The organism is Streptomyces sp. NPDC017520, from assembly GCF_044329855.1.
Taxonomy (GTDB): Bacteria; Actinomycetota; Actinomycetes; order Streptomycetales; family Streptomycetaceae; genus Streptomyces.
In genome coordinates this window covers 83,296-98,376 of sequence record NZ_JBIRKB010000019.1, presented here as the reverse complement: position 1 = coordinate 98,376, position 15,081 = coordinate 83,296, and the positions used below count along the sequence as shown (strand labels likewise).

Genomic DNA, 15,081 nt, shown 5'->3' with positions numbered 1-15,081 from the left:
ACACACGACATGACCCCCACCGCAGCCCTCTCCCCGGACGGCGAGACGGTCAAGAAGGACGGCTCGTCCGCCATCGGAGCGGGCCGCCCGGGATTTCTCTGGGCGGTCCCCGCCGCGGTCTTCTTCGGCCTCTTCGCCCTCGTCCCGCTCGTCATGGTCGCCGTACTCTCCTTCGCCAGCTGGGACGGTCTGAGCGACCCGGAATTCGCGGGCCTGGACAACTGGAGGAAGCTTCTCGACGACCCCGTCATGATCAAGAGCCTCTGGCTGAGCGTCCTGCTCACCGTGCTCGGGGTCGCCGTCCAGACGCCGCTGAGCATTCTGCTCGGGGTCTGGGCGGCGGGACACCAGCGCAACCGGGCCGTTCTGTCCGCCATCTACTTCGTCCCGATGCTGCTTTCCGTCGCGGCCGTGTCCGTGCTGTGGCGCGCCGTCCTCGACCCCAACATGGGCGTCCCCGCGCAGGCGACCTGGCTCTTCGGCGACGGCAACCTGTTCGGGAAGCAGGCCACCGCGATCGGCGTCCTGGTCTTCGTCAGCACCTGGCAGTTCACCCCCCTGCACACGCTGATCTACCAGGGCGCGGCGCGCGCGGTGCCACAGGTCCTCTACCAGGCGGCGCAGATCGACGGCGCGGGCACGGTGCGGCAGTTCTTCCACATCACGCTGCCGCAGCTGCGCAACGCGATCATCACCTCGATGATCCTGATGGTGGTCGGCGGACTCACGACCTTCGACACCGTGCTCATCCTGACCCAGGGCGGACCGGGAAGCGACACCACCATCAGCGCGTACTACATGTACCAGAAGGCGTTCAAGAGCTTCGACTACGGAGGGGCTTCCGCCATCGCCCTCCTCCTGGTCCTCGTCTCCACCATCATCTCGCTGATCGTGGTGCGGCTCTCGGGCTACGACAAGATGCGCAGCACCATGGAGGGACTGTGAGGAAGAGCCGTCCCAACTACTTCGCCGGTTTCGGCTCCCTGGTCTGGCTCCTCGTGGTGGGGCTGCCGCTGTACGTGATGCTCGTCGCCACGTTCCAGACGCGCCCCGACTACGCGGCGAACGGCCCGCTGTCCTTTCCCGAGCACTTCACGCTCGACAACTACATCGACGACCTCAACAGCGGCTTCGCGCAGTACTTCCTCAACACCGTCATCGTCACCGTGTGCGTGGTGGGCATCGTGCTGCTCCTCGTCCCGCCGCTGGCGTACACCATCGTCAGGAGCCGGGGGCGCGCCACCACCACGGTCTTCCGGTTGTTCCTCCTGGGCCTGGCGATTCCCTCGCAGGCGGTCATCGTCCCGATGTTCTTCGTCATCAGCGAGGCCGGTCTCTACGACAACCTCATCGGCGTCATCCTGCCGACGGCGGCCTTCGCCATGCCGGTGTGCGCCCTGATCCTGACGGGGGTGATGCGGGACATCACCCCCGATCTGTACGAGGCGATGACGATGGACGGCGCCTCGCCCCGACGGGTCTTCTTCCAGCTGGTGCTGCCGTTGTCCAGGAGCGGGATCTCGACCATCGTCGTCTTCTCCGCGCTCCAGGCGTGGAACGGCTTCCTGTTCCCCCTCGTTCTGACGCAGTCGGCGGAGACCAAGGTGATCACCTTGGGGCTCTACGACTTCCAGACGGAGCACGGAGTCAACACCCCCGGCCTGCTCGCCGCGGTCGTCCTGTCCATGCTCCCCATCCTGATCGTCTATCTGTTCGCTCGCCGCGCCCTGGTACAGGGGCTGATGGGAGTGGGAGGAAAGTGACCGCCAACATCGCCGGCACCGGCAACACCGGTGTCCGGAAACCCGCCGAGGCCACCGGCTCCGTGGCACCGGTGTCCGGTGCCACGGGCCACCGCACCGGGCCCTGGCGCGATCCCGCCCTCGCTCCCGAGGCCAGGGCCGATGCCCTGATCGCCGTCATGACCCTCCAGGAGAAGGTGGCCCAGCTCTTCGGCGTCTGGGTGGGCGCTTCCGACGAGGGCGCCGAAGTCGCGCCGTTCCAGCACGACATGGAGGAGGCCGTCGACCTCGACGACCTTCTTCCGCACGGACTCGGCCAACTGACCCGCCCGTTCGGAACGGCCCCCGTCGACCCGGCCGTGGGCGCCCTCTCGCTGGCGCGCACCCAGGAGCGCATCGCCGGAGCGAACCGCTTCGGCATACCGGCGCTCGCCCACGAGGAATGCCTCGCCGGGTTCGCCACCTGGGGCGCGACCGCCTACCCGGTGCCGCTGTCCTGGGGCGCCACCTTTCATCCGGAGCTGGTCCGCGAGATGGCCGCCGCGATCGGCCGCGACCTGCGCTCCGTCGGCGTGCACCAGGGCCTCGCCCCCGTCCTCGACGTCGTACGCGACGCACGCTGGGGCCGTGTCGAGGAGACGATCGGCGAGGACCCGTACCTGGTGGGAACGGTCGCCACCGCCTATGTGCGGGGACTCGAGTCGGCCGGGATCGTCGCCACGCTCAAGCACTTCGCCGGGTACTCCGCCTCGCGGGCGGGCCGTAACCTCGCCCCCGTCGGCATGGGCACGCGGGAGCGGGCCGACATCATCCTCACCCCGTTCGAGATGGCCGTACGCGAAAGCGGCGTACGGTCCGTCATGCACGCCTACACCGACACCGACGGAATCCCCTCCGCGGCCGACGGGCCACTGCTGACCGGCCTGCTCCGTGACACCTGGGGCTTCGACGGGACCGTGGTCGCGGACTACTTCGGCATCGCATTCCTGAAGACGCTGCACGGCGTGGCGGCAACCTTCGGGGAAGCGGCCGGCGCCGCGCTCGGCGCGGGTGTGGACGTGGAGCTGCCGACCGTCAGGGCGTTCGGCGGCCCGCTGACCGACGCGATCGCCGAGGGCCTCGTACCGGAGGCGTTGGTGGATCGTGCGGTACGCCGAGTGCTGGCCCAGAAAGCCCGGTTGGGCCTTCTGGACGCGGACTGGAGGCCGGTGCCGCCGGTGCTCGCGGGAGCCGCGGGTGCGGACGGCTCCGCGGACGGGGATTCGGAGGCGCTGCGCGGGACCGTCGTTCTCGACACCGACGAGAACCGCGCGCTCGCCCGTCGCGTCGCCGAACAGGCCGTCGTGCTCCTGCGCAACGACGGCACCCTGCCCCTGGCGGCGGACGCGGCCGCCGGAGCCCCTGCCCGTATCGCACTCATCGGGCCCAACGCCGACACCCCGACGGCCGTCCTCGGCTGCTACGCCTTTCCCGTCCACGTCGGGGGCCAGTATCCCGAGACCCCGCTCGGCATCGAACTTCCCACCCTGCGCGAGGCATGTGCGGCGGAGTTCCCCGACAGCGAGATCGTCTCCGCACGGGGTGCGGACATCGACGGCCCGGACACCGGCGGCTTCGGCGAGGCCGTCGAACTGGCCAGGAGCGCCGACCTCGTGATCGTCTCACTCGGCGACCGGGCCGGTCTCTTCGGGCGGGGCACGAGCGGGGAAGGCTGCGACGCGGAGAACCTGGCGCTCCCCGGTGCCCAGCAGCAGCTGCTCGACGCCCTCCTCGACGCGGGCACTCCTGTTGTCGTCGCCCTGCTCGCCGGACGCCCCTACGTCCTGGGGCGGGCGGCGGACGAGGCAGCCGCGGTCGTGCAGTCGTTCTTCCCCGGCGAGGAAGGAACGAGGGCCATCGCCTCGGTGCTCAGCGGCCGCACCGAACCGTCCGGCCGGCTGCCCGTCAGCGTGCCGCGCCACCCGGGCTCCCAGCCCTCCACGTACCTGGCGGCGCGGCTCGGCCACTCCAGCGACGTGTCCAGTGTCGACCCGACCCCGGCGTTCGGGTTCGGCCACGGTCTGACGTACACCGCCTTCGAGTGGAGCGATCTCGTCGTGGAGCACGGAAGGGCTTCGACGGAAGGGCAGTTCAGGCTCTCCTGCACCGTCCGCAACACCGGCGCGCGGAAGGGGACCGAAGTGGTCCAGGTGTATCTGCACGACCCGGTCGCCTCCGTGGTCCAGCCGGTGCGGCGCCTCATCGGGTACGTACGCCTCGTCCTGGACCCCGGGCGGGCGGCCAGGGTGCGGATGACGGTCCCGGCGGACCTCGCGTCCTTCACCGGCCGCGACGGCCGCCGGATCGTCGAGCCGGGCGATCTCGAACTGCTGCTGAGCGCGTCGAGCACCGACGCGCGTCTCGTGGCCCGGGTCACGCTGACCGGGCCGGTGCGAACCGTCGACCACACCCGGCGGCTGCACATGAGCGTCGCGACGGAGACCCTCACGGAGGCGCCGTAGTCCGGCGCACCGCCGTGAGGACTTACGCCCCCGCTTCCGCCGGCGCCCGCCTCGCATCCCGAGCGGAGCGTCCGGCAGGAGCGACCGGGGAGGCCCTTCGCGGATGGAGACCATCTGCGAAGGCCCTCGGCCTCGCCGTGGACACCGGGGCGCCACAGAGCACTGCCGGCGAGCGCCCCGATGTTCGACGAGTGCGCGCGGGCCGTCAAGTCCCGTGCGCCGTCGCGCTGAACGGCTCGGCGTCGTGGTGGGTCGATGAGCAACAGGGTGGTGACGGCGCGTCGGCCCGTACACCAAGTATGCGCGATGCCTTGACGTGCTCCTGGCAAGCTGGCTTCATGGGAGCGCTCCCACATCCTCGTCGAACTTTGCGTCACACCCCGGCACCTACTTCTTGGAGTCGCAGTGAGATCAGCAACGGGTACGGCACGTCACAGGCAGAACCCCTTGAACGTCCTGGTGAGAAGTCTGGCCGCCCTGCTCGGCATCGTTCTGCTCGGCGCGCTCGGTCCCGCCGCTGCGCAGGCGCGGCCCGCCGGGGCGGAAGCCGCAGTCACGGGTCTGCACGTCAGTAACGGCCGGCTGCTGGAGGCCAACGGAAACGACTTTGTCATGCGTGGTGTCAACCACGCGCACACCTGGTACCCCGGCGAGACGCAGTCGCTGGCCGACATCAAGGCCTTGGGAGCCAATACCGTTCGCGTCGTCCTCTCCGACGGGCACCGCTGGACGAGGAACGGCCCCGGCGAAGTGGCGGGCATCGTCGACGACTGCAAGACCAACCGGCTGATCTGCGTCCTGGAGGTGCACGACACCACCGGTTACGGCGAGGACGCCGCGGCAGGCACCCTCGATCACGCCGCCGACTACTGGATCAGCCTCAAGGACGTACTCGCGGGCGAAGAGGACTACGTCATCATCAACATCGGCAACGAGCCCTGGGGCAACACCGACCCCGCCGGCTGGACGGCTCCGACGACCGCCGCCGTCCAGAAGCTGCGAGGCGCGGGATTCGCCCACACGATCATGGTGGACGCGCCCAACTGGGGCCAGGACTGGCAGGGCGTCATGCGCGCAAACGCCCAAGCCGTGTACGACGCCGACACCACGGGCAACCTGATCTTCTCGATCCACATGTACAGCGTCTACAGCACGCCCCAGGCGATCACCGACTACCTGCAAGCCTTCGTCGACGCCGGGCTGCCCCTTGTCGTAGGTGAGTTCGGTGGACCCGCCGACCAGTGGGGGGACCCCGACGAGGACACCATGATGGCCACCGCCGAGGCACTCGACCTCGGTTACCTGGCGTGGTCCTGGAGCGGCAACACCGACCCGGTCCTCGACTTGTCCATCGACTTCGATCCGAGCCGCCTGAGCTCCTGGGGTGAGCGCATCTTCCACGGAACCAACGGCATCGCCCAGACCTCCCGGGAGGCCACTGTCTTCGGCGGTGACGGAACCCCGGGCGACACGGAGGCCCCGACGGCCCCCGGTGCCCCGACTGCCTCCATGGTGACGGCGGCCTCAGCCATCCTCACCTGGCCCGCAGCGTCGGACAACGTCGCCGTCGCTGGTTACGACGTCGTTCGGGTGAGCGGCGGCACCGAGGCCGTAGCCGTCTCGTCCGCCACCACCAGTGCCGCCGTGACGGGCCTGACCGCGGACACCGCGTACGTATTCGCGGTGTACGCCCGTGACGCGGCCGGCAATCGCTCGGTCCGTTCCGCCACGGTGAACGTCACCACCGACGAGGGCGGACCCACGCCGGGCGTGAGCTGTTCCGTCAACTACCGGGTGGTCGGCGAATGGCCCGGCGGGTTCCAAGGTGAGATCACCATCCGCAACACGGGCACCACCGCCATCAACGGCTGGAACCTCGCCTTCGCCTTCGCCAACGGCCAAACGCTCTCCAACGTGTGGGGCGGGACCGCGACGCAGAGCGGTTCGACGGTCAGCGTCACTCCCGCCGGATACACGGCGGTGATCGCAGCGAACGGCTCCATCATGCTCGGCTTCACCGGTACCAGGAGCACCGCCCATACAGCTCCGACGGACTTCACACTCAACGGCAACATCTGCACGACGGTCTGAGATCGGCCGTTGTGCCGGCCGGCAGGGAACTCCCCCTGCCGGCCAGGCGCGGTTGAGCGGGTCGGTGGCCGGAGCGTCGGCGCTTCGCGGTTCGGGTCCGCCAACAGAGGGCGCATCAGGAACGACGCGCTTCGTGACCTTGCAGGCGCGACGCCTCGGCCAGCAGCCCGAGGAGTTCCGACTGGCGCTATTCCAGGTGCTCCGGTGTCCAGGTCTCCTGCCCCAGAACCTGCGTGGTGTGGGGGAAGGTGACGACGCCCCGCTTGAGGTAGCGCTCCTTCTTGGCGGTGAAGTCGAGGTTCTGCACCTGCGAGTTCTTCGCACGGCTGAGCAGCACCAGGTTGGCCAGTCGGTGTGTCCACAGGGTGCGTTCATCCGCGGTGAAGTCGTTGCTCGTCGCTCCAGGAGGCCAGAGTGGTGTGCAGCGCCCGGGCGTTCGCCTGAACTGCCCTCTGCGCGTCCGCGACGGCGACGCCTGGTTCCGCGCCGGTGACGAGACCGAGGACGGATTCGCGAGTGTGGGGCGGCCCGTGCTCGCCACGGCCGTGACCCGAGGGAAGGCCTTCGTCGCCCGTCCGGCGTAGGCCTGACTCCGAGGGGAGCCGGCCCGCGTTCGGGGAGATCGACGCGCTGACCGACGGCGACGGCGAGGTCGGTGCCCGCCTGGTGGCGGCCGTCGGCCCCGCCGCCCCCGGCTGGGACGCGGAAGCCGGTGCGGCGGCGGGCCCGCGGGGTTCCTCATGGTCTGACCGGCGGATGCGCCGATCCTCGGACGGTCTGTCCGGCCGGACCGTCTCACCAGGTCACCAGGTCACCAGGTCACGAGGTCACCAGGTCACGAGGTCACGAGGTCACCGTCTCACCAGGGCCTGAAGGTCGCGTCCGGCCGGTCCGGAGCGCTGACGCGCTCGCTGTACAGCAGCGCGTCCCGGTGCCGCAGGTAACTGCCGGGTGTGCTGTAGGACTCGAACGAGGTCAGGGTCCGGTCGGAGAGTCCGGGTACGCGTCGCCATGTGGCGTCCACGCGGAAGTCGGCGTCATCCGTGCGCGTGTCGATCCACACCTCTCCGTCCCGCTGCCGCAGGAAGGTTCCGGGGAAGTTGACCGACTCGAGTGACACGGCCGACGGGTCCGCCAGACCGGGGACGACCTTCCACCGCATGTCGGCGTACGGCGTGACGTCGGGGTCGACCCGGCCACGGCTCCACGCGTGCCGGATGAACTGGTTGGGGGCGGCGGACGCCTCGAAGCTGAACACGTTGGAGCGGATCGAGACGTTGTCGAAGCGGGCGGACGGCTGCCTCGGTGCTGCCGCGGTGCCGGCCTTCGGCGGCAACGGGACGGTGTGCAGGCCGTTGGCCCCGGAAGCGAAGGCCGAGTCCGTCGTACTGATCTTCGGCACGGTCATGTCGTCGACGTAGACCTTGAGGGAGGACCCTACGGCCTCGATCCTCACCCGGCGGGTCTTGCCGGCCGCCCCCGTCAGCCGGGCCGTCGCCAGCGGTGTCCGTTCGTCGCCCGTCGCCTTGCCGAGGACCAGGCCCTTGGCGGTGAGGTCGGCGTAGTAGCCGTGGAAGCCCTCGGAACCGGTGCCCGGTCGCGAGACACGGAAGGCGAGGCCCGATGCGCTCCTGCTGTGCCGCGGGGTCACGTCGGCCTCGTAGATCAGGTCCGAGAAGTTGGTGTCCTGGAGCGATAGGCCGCGGGAGGAGGACATGGCCGAGTACGCTCCGCGCTCGGGGTTCCAGCCGGCGTCACCGTACGTGCGCCAGCCGACCGCGTTGCCGTCGTCGAAGTTGTCCTTGACCTTCATGGTGACCGGACGGATCGTGCCGTCCTTGTTGAAGTGGATCCGGTCGTAGGCCAGGGCCCGGTGGTTGCCGTCGGTCTCGCTCAGCGGGCGGCGGTGGTAGACGATGTACCAGATGTCGGTGCCCGGCACGTTGACGACCGAGTTGTGCCCGGAGCCGCGGGCGACGGCCGAGTCCTGCGCCAGCACCTCGTCGATCTTCCTGAACGGGCCGGTGGGGGAGTCCGACATGGCGTACGAGACCGAGTAGTCGGGGCCGGTCCAGCCGCCCTCGGACCACATCATGTAGTACGAGCCCCCGCGCTTGAACATGAAGGAGCCCTCGACGTAGTTCTCCGGGGTGATCTCCTTGTAGGTCGATCCGTCGGGGAAGGTGTCGAGGCTGGTCATGTCCGGGTTGAGCTTGACGACGTTCGCGTGGCCCCATCCGCCGTAGTACATGTACGCCTGGCCGTCGTCGTCGATGAAGACGTCCTGGTCGATCGGCTGGGCACCGTTGTGGAATTGGGAGATCAGCGGGCCGCCGATGGCGTCCTTGTACGGGCCCTCCGGGCGGTCGGCGACGGCGACGCCGATCCCGCCGTGCTCGGAGTCGCTCTGGATGTCGTTGGCCGCGAAGTAGAGGTAGTACTTGCCGTCGCGGAAGACCGGAGCGGGGGCCCAGAGCGCGTACTTGGCCCAGGAGACGTCGGCGATGTCCAGCACCTCGGAGTGCTTGGTCCACGTCACCATGTCCGTCGAGGAGAACGCGTCCAAGAAGGTCTGTTCGGCGTACCGGCGGGACGTGGTGGGGAAGATCCAGAAACGGTCGTCGTAGACCGCGACATCCGGGTCGGCGTACCAACCCTCGACCAGTGGGTTCCCCGCCTCGGCCGTGCTCTGGACCGGTACGCCGATCGCCCGGGCGGCCGCCGGGCCGCCGGCTCCGGCGGGGGATGGGGCGACGCCCGCCAGCAGGGCGGCGGCCAGGGCGACGAGGGAGAGCTTGCGGATGGTGCGCACCATGGTTGCGGAGCCTTTCTCGTATGCGACAACGTTGTCGGGCGAAGGGCGTGGCAAGACGGGGCGTGTACGTACGGAAGGGGCGTTCTGCCGTCGGAGCTGTGCGCGGCGTGCGAGTCCAGCGAGGCCCCCAGGGGCGGGCGGGCCGATGTACGACGTTGGAAATTCTGCGACGTGCAGCATAAGAACATGGGTGCTTCCCTCTGTCCATACTCCGCGCCCACCACATCCGGCGTTCAGTGGGGGCCGGTGGGGGGCGCGGTACGGCGGCCGTGCGGAAACCCCGCGACCGGGGCCCGGGCCCCGGCCACGCCCCGGGTCCGGCGGTACGGCGTGAGAAGCCGTCGGCTACCGCGGTCCGGACGGCGCCGATGTTCGACCCAACTTCCGTGCAGCGGCAGCGGTTCCGCGTTGGACGCGCGGCCGCCACGCGCGAAGCCGTTCGCCGGGAGTCCGTAGGGTAACGATTCCCTTCCCGTCCGCTGCCTCGGCCGAATCGAAGCGCTTCGACTCCCCTATGGACAGTGGTTGGGGGCGAGTCTAGGCTTCACGATGTCTGTGCATGTCAGAGTGTGAAGGGGAGCGCAGTAGGCGCTGTCGAAGCGCTTCATCCGCTCTCCCTTGCGGTCGCCGTCTGTAGGGGAGAAGCCGAATGGTCACGCTTGCCGAGGTCGCCCAGCACGCCGGAGTGTCCGCGAGCACGGTGAGCTACGTCCTCAGCGGCAAGCGGTCGATCTCCGCCTCCACCCGGGAACGGGTCGAGCACAGTATCCAGCAGCTGGGCTACCATCCCAACGCCGGTGCCCGTGCCCTTGCCAGCAGCAGGTCCAACATCATCGCGCTGATGGTGCCCCTGCGTACGGACATGTACGTGCCCGTGATGATGGAGATCGCCATCGCTGTCGCCACCAGTGCCCGTACGCACGGCTACGACGTCCTCCTGCTCACCGGCGAGGAGGGGCCGGCGACCGTCCGGCGGATCGCGGGGAGTTCTCTGGCGGACGCGATGATCCTGATGGACGTCGAACTGCACGACGAGCGGCTGCCGCTGCTCCGCGATGCGGGCCGGGCCGCCGTTCTGATCGGCCTGCCGGCCGACACCAGCGGGCTGACCTGTGTCGACCTCGACTTCGAGGCGACCGGTGCGCTCTGCGTGGACCATCTCGCCGGACTCGGACACCGCGAGGTGGCGGTGATCGGCGAGGCGGCCGCCGTCTACGAGCGGCACACCGGCTTCGCCGAACGGACCGTGGACGGCGTACGGGCGAAGGCGCAGGAGGCAGGGATGCGGATCCTGCACCGTCCCTGCGAGGGCGGGTACGCCGCGATGGCCGGCACACTGGGCCGCATCTTCGACGAACGGCCCGGAACGACCGGATTCATCGTCCAGAACGAGGCCGCGGTCGAGCCGCTGCTCAACCTGCTCCAGCAGCAGGGGCGAGCGGTGCCGGAGGACGTGTCCGTCGTGGCCGTCTGCCCCGAGCAGGTGGCCACGCAGGCCTCGGTGCGGCTCACCTCCGTGGCCATCCCGGCACAGGAGATGGGGCGCCGCGCAGTGGAACAGGTGGTTGCGAAGCTCGCCGGCCGGGGTACCGACGAGGTGGAACTGCTGGAGCCCGTGCTCACGGTGCGTGCGAGCACGGGACCTGCTCCGGCCTGAGTGTCGTGGTGTTCGGGTACGGCTCGATGCCGGCGGTGTGCCACGGGGTGTTCCTGCCATGGGGGGCGGAGGAGTGCTACCGCGGTCCCAGGGTGAGGACGCGGTCCACTCCGGCCGCCAGTTCCAGCGGAGCCGGGGGGTTTCCGGCGGAGGTCTCGGTGAGGGCGAGTCCGTCACCCGTACGCAGATCGACCCGGGCGTCACGGGTGGGGCGCAGCACGGCGGTGGCACCGTCCTTGGACCACCGCAGATCGAGGTGTGCGCCGAACCGCGTTCGTACGCCGAGGAGTTCACCGGCCGAGTACGCCGCCGGGACCGCCGGCAGCAGCACCAGGCGGCCGGGCGCCGACTGGACGAGCGACTCGATCACGGCGGCGGGCAGGCTGTGGGCCGCGTCCGCGTTGTAGACGTTCCGGGACGGGTAGTGCGCGCTCATCAGCGAGTCGTGGAAGAAGTCGCCGCCCAGCACCGCTTCCAGAGCCGCCGACACCCTGGAGGGGTCCCGCAGCCGGGCGGCGATCAGGGCATGGTGCAGATGCCCGTGGGCGGAGTCGTTCTCCGAGCCGCGCAGCTCCAGGGCGCGGTGTGCGGCCCTGGCCAGCTCCGGGGTGTCGTACGGGTTGATCGCGTCCAGCGGCCACACCGGATAGAGGTGGCTCAGATGGCGGTGGTCGTACGTCTCCCGCAGGCCCGGCCACGCCCACTCGGCGAGCGCCCCGTCCTCGTTCACGAGGTACGCCGGGAGCCGGGCCGCGAGTGACCGCCACAGTCCGGCGGACGGGTGCCCGGGGGCGTGTCCGGCGGCCGTCGTCAGGGCGTGGTGGGCCGCGGCGATGTCCATCGTCGCGTTCACCGTCACCCAGCTCGCGTTGGCCGGCCGGTTCTCGGGGGAGTACGAGGGCACGACCGCGAGGTTCCCGTCCGGGTCCTCACGGCTGAGGAAGTCCTCGTAGAACAGCGCCGCTTCGACGAGCGCGCCGGTCAGAGCGGCATCCGGGGAGCCCGTCGTGACCTCGGCGTGTTCCAGCAGCGGCTGCAACAGCCAGTCGGCTCCCGCCGTCCACAGATGCAGCGGATAGGGGCGCTGGAAGTGCCGTGTGTGGCCCGACACGCCGTCCGTGTGGGACGGCGCGACGATGCCTCGCGCCCCGAAGAGCGCCCGGGCGTTGTCCTGCCAGTCGGACAACTGCCCGTGCACGAGGGACGCGTGGGCCTCGGTGACCTCCGGGAGTGCGGCCGCCGCGGCGGAGGCGACCTGGAGGTTGAGGTTGGCGTTCGTGGTGAGGGCCCCGGACCAGGCCGTGTCCCAGTCGCCGGTCCACAGACCGGTCAGCCGGGGCGGCAGCGCCCCCGAGGAGGACAGCAGGTGGTAGCGGCCCGCCGCGAAGAGCCGCTCCAGGAGCGCGGGGGACTGCGGCCTGCGCAGCAGCTCGCTGCCGGACAGCTCCCGCTCCGGCGCCGCGTCCCGCAGCGTGAAGGAGGCGCGCCCGTACGCGGTCCGGTGCGGCGGCCGGTGGCGCTCCAGCAGCGTGGCGTAGTCCTCGCGGGGCAGAGCGGCCCACAGCTCCCCGAGGTCGGGGCGGCCGGCCCCCCTGACGACCCGGGTCGTCAACGTGAGGCTCCGCGCCCCCTCGATCCGGATGCCCTCGCCGGCCACGGAGACACGGCCGCCGTCCACCCGCGCCACGGTGACGCCCGTGTACCCGAGCCCGCTGCCCGGATAGCCCACCCTCAGAGCCAGGTGCGCCCCGTCCGGAGTCAGGACCGCGGAGCGGCCGACCGCCAGCCGCGCGGGGGCGCCGGGCAGCGAGTGGTCCAGGACGACGTCCGCGGTCAGGCCGGGGTCCGTGATGTGCTGCACGATCACGTCGTCGGCCCGTGACACGAAGACGCTGCTGCTCCAGGCCTCGTACGACGCGGTCACCTCGCCCGACGTGAAGTCGACGTCGCGCCTGTATCCGGCGACCGCCTCGTGCAGCCCCCGTCCGCGGCGCACCCACGTCCGGAACGCCGGGTGGAAGGGCTGCACCCACACCAGCGGGCGGCCGTCGCCGAAGTCCTCCGCGGCCGTCGTGTCCCCGGACAGGAGCGCATGCTGGAGGCGGGGGAGCCGGTCGGCGAGCTCCGGCGGGCGCAGGTCCTCGCTGCCGTTGGGCCGCACCAGCAAGTGGTGGTTGACGATCACCTGGTCGTCGGCCGGGTCTCCGTACACCATCGCCCCGTGACGGCCGTTCCCGCTGAGGAACGCGTCCTCCCAGCGGGTGGCCGGACGGGGTTCCCACGTGCCGTCGATCATGCCGGGACGTCCCTGAGCACGGCGACGCCGTAGCGGTCCAGCTCCACACAGCCATCGGCCTCGGCCCCCGTGAGCAGGTCGAGGCGCCGGCCCGGCAGTTTCACCACGGCCGGCGTCCGGCCGTGGTTCAGCAGGAAGAGCAGCTCGCCGCGGAGCACCGCCTCGACCCCGGAGGGCAGCCCTTCCAGCACGGGGCGTACGCCGGCCTCGGCCGCCGCCCGGCCGAGCAGGTCCCGCAGGGACTCGGGTTCGGGCAGCGTCGAGACGTACCACGCGCCGCCCTTGCGGAGCACCGCGGGAAGGCCGTCCAGCTCGCCCTCCCGGTAGGCGGCCACCGTCTCCGCGCTGCCGTCGGGTTCCAGCTCCTCCGACCACAGCGTGCCCCGGAAACCGTCGCACGCGACCGTCGCGCCCGCGTCCAGCGGCCACCACTCGTGCACCGTACGGATACCGAACAGCTCACGCAGTCTGCCGTCCATGCCACCCGGCCTGATCCGGTCGTCGACGTCCGTGACTCCGGTGAAGAACCCGCACACGAGGGTGCCGCCGCCTCGCACATACGCGACGAGGTTGTCGATCGCCGCGTCACCGAGGAGCTGGAGCTGGGGCACGAGCACCATCCGGTACGCGCTCAGATCCGACTCGGGGCGGGCGAACTCCATGCCGACACCGCTGTCCCACAGCCCCCGGTGCCAGGCCTGTAGCAGCTCCGGGTACGACACGAGACAGGACGGCCGGCCCTCCTGGGTGCTCGACCACCACGCATCCCAGTCGTGCAGCACGGCGACCTCGGCACAGACCCCGGTGCCGCTCACCTCGGCGCCGATCAGCGCGAGTTCGGCGCCGATGCGCTTGACCTCCCCGAACGTGCGGCCACTCTCACCGGCGTGACTCAGCATCCCGGAGTGGAACTTCTCCGCCCCCTGCCGGGACTGCCGCCACTGGAAGTAGCAGAGCGCGTCCGCCCCCCTCGCCACCGACTGGAGCGACCAGAGCCGGTTGAGGCCGGCCGGCTTGGGATGGTTGACACCGCGCCAGTTGACCGACCCGGCCGCCTGTTCCATCACCATCCACGGCCCGCCGGCCTGCGAGCGGGTCATGTCGGCGAGCATCGCGTTGTACTGTCCGGCGCGCGGGTCCGTCGGGTCCGGGTAGACGTCGACGGAGACGATGTCCTCCTGCTCGGCCCAGGCCCAGGCGTCCTGGCCCGACCACAGCGGCATGAAGTTGGTCGTCACCGGGATGTGCGGGGTGTGCCGGGCGACGATGTCCCGCTCGGCGGCGTAACACTCCATCAGGGCGTCGGAGGTGAAGCGTTTGAAGTCCAGCTCCTGGGCCGGATTCCGCAGGTACTGCGCTTTGCGCGGCGGCAGGATCTCCGCCCAGGTGTCGTAGCGTTGGCTCCAGAACGCCGTGCCCCAGGCCTCGTTCAGCGCCTCCAGGGTGGTGTACCGGGAGGCCAGCCAGCGTCGGAAGTGCGCGCCGGTCTCGTCGCACCAGCAGTGTGTGCAGTACTCGTTGTTGATGTGCCACACGGTCAGCGCGGGATGGCCGGCGTACCGTGCGGCGAGGTCCTCCGTGAGGGCTGCCGCGTAGCGCCGGTACACCGGTGAGCTCGGGCAGAAGTGCTGCCGGGAGCCGTAGTTGACGACGGAGCCGTCCTCGGCGCGCGGCAGTGTCTCCGGGTGCAGGGCCCCCATCCACGGTGGCGGTGAGGACGTCGGAGTGGCGAGGACGACGCCGATGCCGCCTGCGTGCAGGAGGTCCAGCAGCCGGTCGAGCCAGCCGAACTCCCTTACACCGGGGCGGGGTTCGATGGTCGCCCAGGAGAAGACGCCGACGGTCACGGAGTTGACCCCGGCCTCCTTCATCAGCCGGACGTCGTCGGCCCACACCTCCTCGGACCACTGCTCGGGGTTGTAGTCGCCTCCGAAGAGGATGCGGCCACGGGTGGCGTCGTGCAGGGACGGCATGGACGT

General features: G+C 70.4%; 9 protein-coding genes and 1 pseudogene. 6 read left to right on the top strand and 4 right to left on the bottom strand.

Translation table 11 applies throughout. The features are described from left to right. Positions 1–9: 9 nt before the first annotated feature. The 4 genes from ACH4KB_RS32390 (at position 10) to ACH4KB_RS32375 (ending at position 6,334) form a co-directional block, all read left to right on the top strand. Complete coding sequence (locus ACH4KB_RS32390) at positions 10–945, top strand: carbohydrate ABC transporter permease (RefSeq protein WP_398069726.1); 936 nt, start codon at positions 10–12, stop codon at positions 943–945. After that, positions 942–1,763 (top strand): carbohydrate ABC transporter permease, encoded by an 822-nt coding sequence (locus ACH4KB_RS32385; protein ID WP_398069724.1) that lies wholly within the window; start codon positions 942–944, stop codon positions 1,761–1,763. The genes ACH4KB_RS32390 and ACH4KB_RS32385 overlap by 4 nt, the downstream gene beginning before the upstream one ends. Beyond that, positions 1,760–4,243, top strand: a complete 2,484-nt coding sequence (locus tag ACH4KB_RS32380) for a glycoside hydrolase family 3 N-terminal domain-containing protein (protein WP_398069722.1) — start codon at positions 1,760–1,762, stop codon at positions 4,241–4,243. The genes ACH4KB_RS32385 and ACH4KB_RS32380 overlap by 4 nt, the downstream gene beginning before the upstream one ends. Before the next feature lie 447 nt (positions 4,244–4,690). Continuing rightward, positions 4,691–6,334 (top strand): cellulase family glycosylhydrolase, encoded by a 1,644-nt coding sequence (locus ACH4KB_RS32375; protein ID WP_398069721.1) that lies wholly within the window; start codon positions 4,691–4,693, stop codon positions 6,332–6,334. Positions 6,335–6,521: 187 nt separating this feature from the next. On the opposite strand, the pseudogene ACH4KB_RS32370 reads toward ACH4KB_RS32375, so the two are convergent. Next, a pseudogene (locus ACH4KB_RS32370) lies at positions 6,522–6,716 on the bottom strand (HNH endonuclease family protein); the annotation flags it as partial. Positions 6,717–6,753: 37 nt separating this feature from the next. Here ACH4KB_RS32370 and ACH4KB_RS32365 point away from each other — a divergent pair. Beyond that, a complete protein-coding gene (locus ACH4KB_RS32365) occupies positions 6,754–6,918 on the top strand; it encodes a hypothetical protein (RefSeq protein ID WP_398069769.1) in 165 nt (54 codons plus the stop codon). 275 nt (positions 6,919–7,193) lie between these two features. On the opposite strand, the gene ACH4KB_RS32360 is transcribed toward ACH4KB_RS32365, so the two are convergent. Beyond that, the gene (locus ACH4KB_RS32360; protein WP_398069719.1) at positions 7,194–9,149 is read right to left on the bottom strand and encodes a family 43 glycosylhydrolase; all 1,956 of its coding nucleotides are present in this window, start codon (positions 9,147–9,149) and stop codon (positions 7,194–7,196) included. Positions 9,150–9,798: 649 nt separating this feature from the next. Here ACH4KB_RS32360 and ACH4KB_RS32355 point away from each other — a divergent pair. Next, a complete protein-coding gene (locus tag ACH4KB_RS32355; protein ID WP_398069717.1) occupies positions 9,799–10,806 on the top strand; it encodes a LacI family DNA-binding transcriptional regulator in 1,008 nt (335 codons plus the stop codon). Between the two features lie 76 nt (positions 10,807–10,882). Here the strand turns inward: ACH4KB_RS32355 and ACH4KB_RS32350 are convergent, their stop codons facing one another. Further along, positions 10,883–13,102, bottom strand: coding sequence for a glycosyl hydrolase family 95 catalytic domain-containing protein (locus ACH4KB_RS32350; RefSeq protein ID WP_398069715.1), 2,220 nt, complete (start codon positions 13,100–13,102; stop codon positions 10,883–10,885). Further along, a complete protein-coding gene (locus ACH4KB_RS32345; protein ID WP_398069712.1) occupies positions 13,099–15,075 on the bottom strand; it encodes a beta-galactosidase in 1,977 nt (658 codons plus the stop codon). The genes ACH4KB_RS32350 and ACH4KB_RS32345 overlap by 4 nt, the downstream gene beginning before the upstream one ends. Between the last annotated feature and the right edge of the window lie 6 nt (positions 15,076–15,081).

Bases quoted from the DNA above. Each gene is read 5' to 3' on its own strand.
- ACH4KB_RS32345 (WP_398069712.1), bottom strand. From the start codon at position 15,075: ATGCCGTCCCTGCACGACGCCACCCGTGGCCGCATCCTCTTCGGAGGC.
- ACH4KB_RS32350 (WP_398069715.1), bottom strand. From the start codon at position 13,102: ATGATCGACGGCACGTGGGAACCCCGTCCGGCCACCCGCTGGGAGGAC.
- ACH4KB_RS32390 (WP_398069726.1), top strand. From the start codon at position 10: ATGACCCCCACCGCAGCCCTCTCCCCGGACGGCGAGACGGTCAAGAAG.
- ACH4KB_RS32355 (WP_398069717.1), top strand. From the start codon at position 9,799: ATGGTCACGCTTGCCGAGGTCGCCCAGCACGCCGGAGTGTCCGCGAGC.
- ACH4KB_RS32360 (WP_398069719.1), bottom strand. From the start codon at position 9,149: ATGGTGCGCACCATCCGCAAGCTCTCCCTCGTCGCCCTGGCCGCCGCC.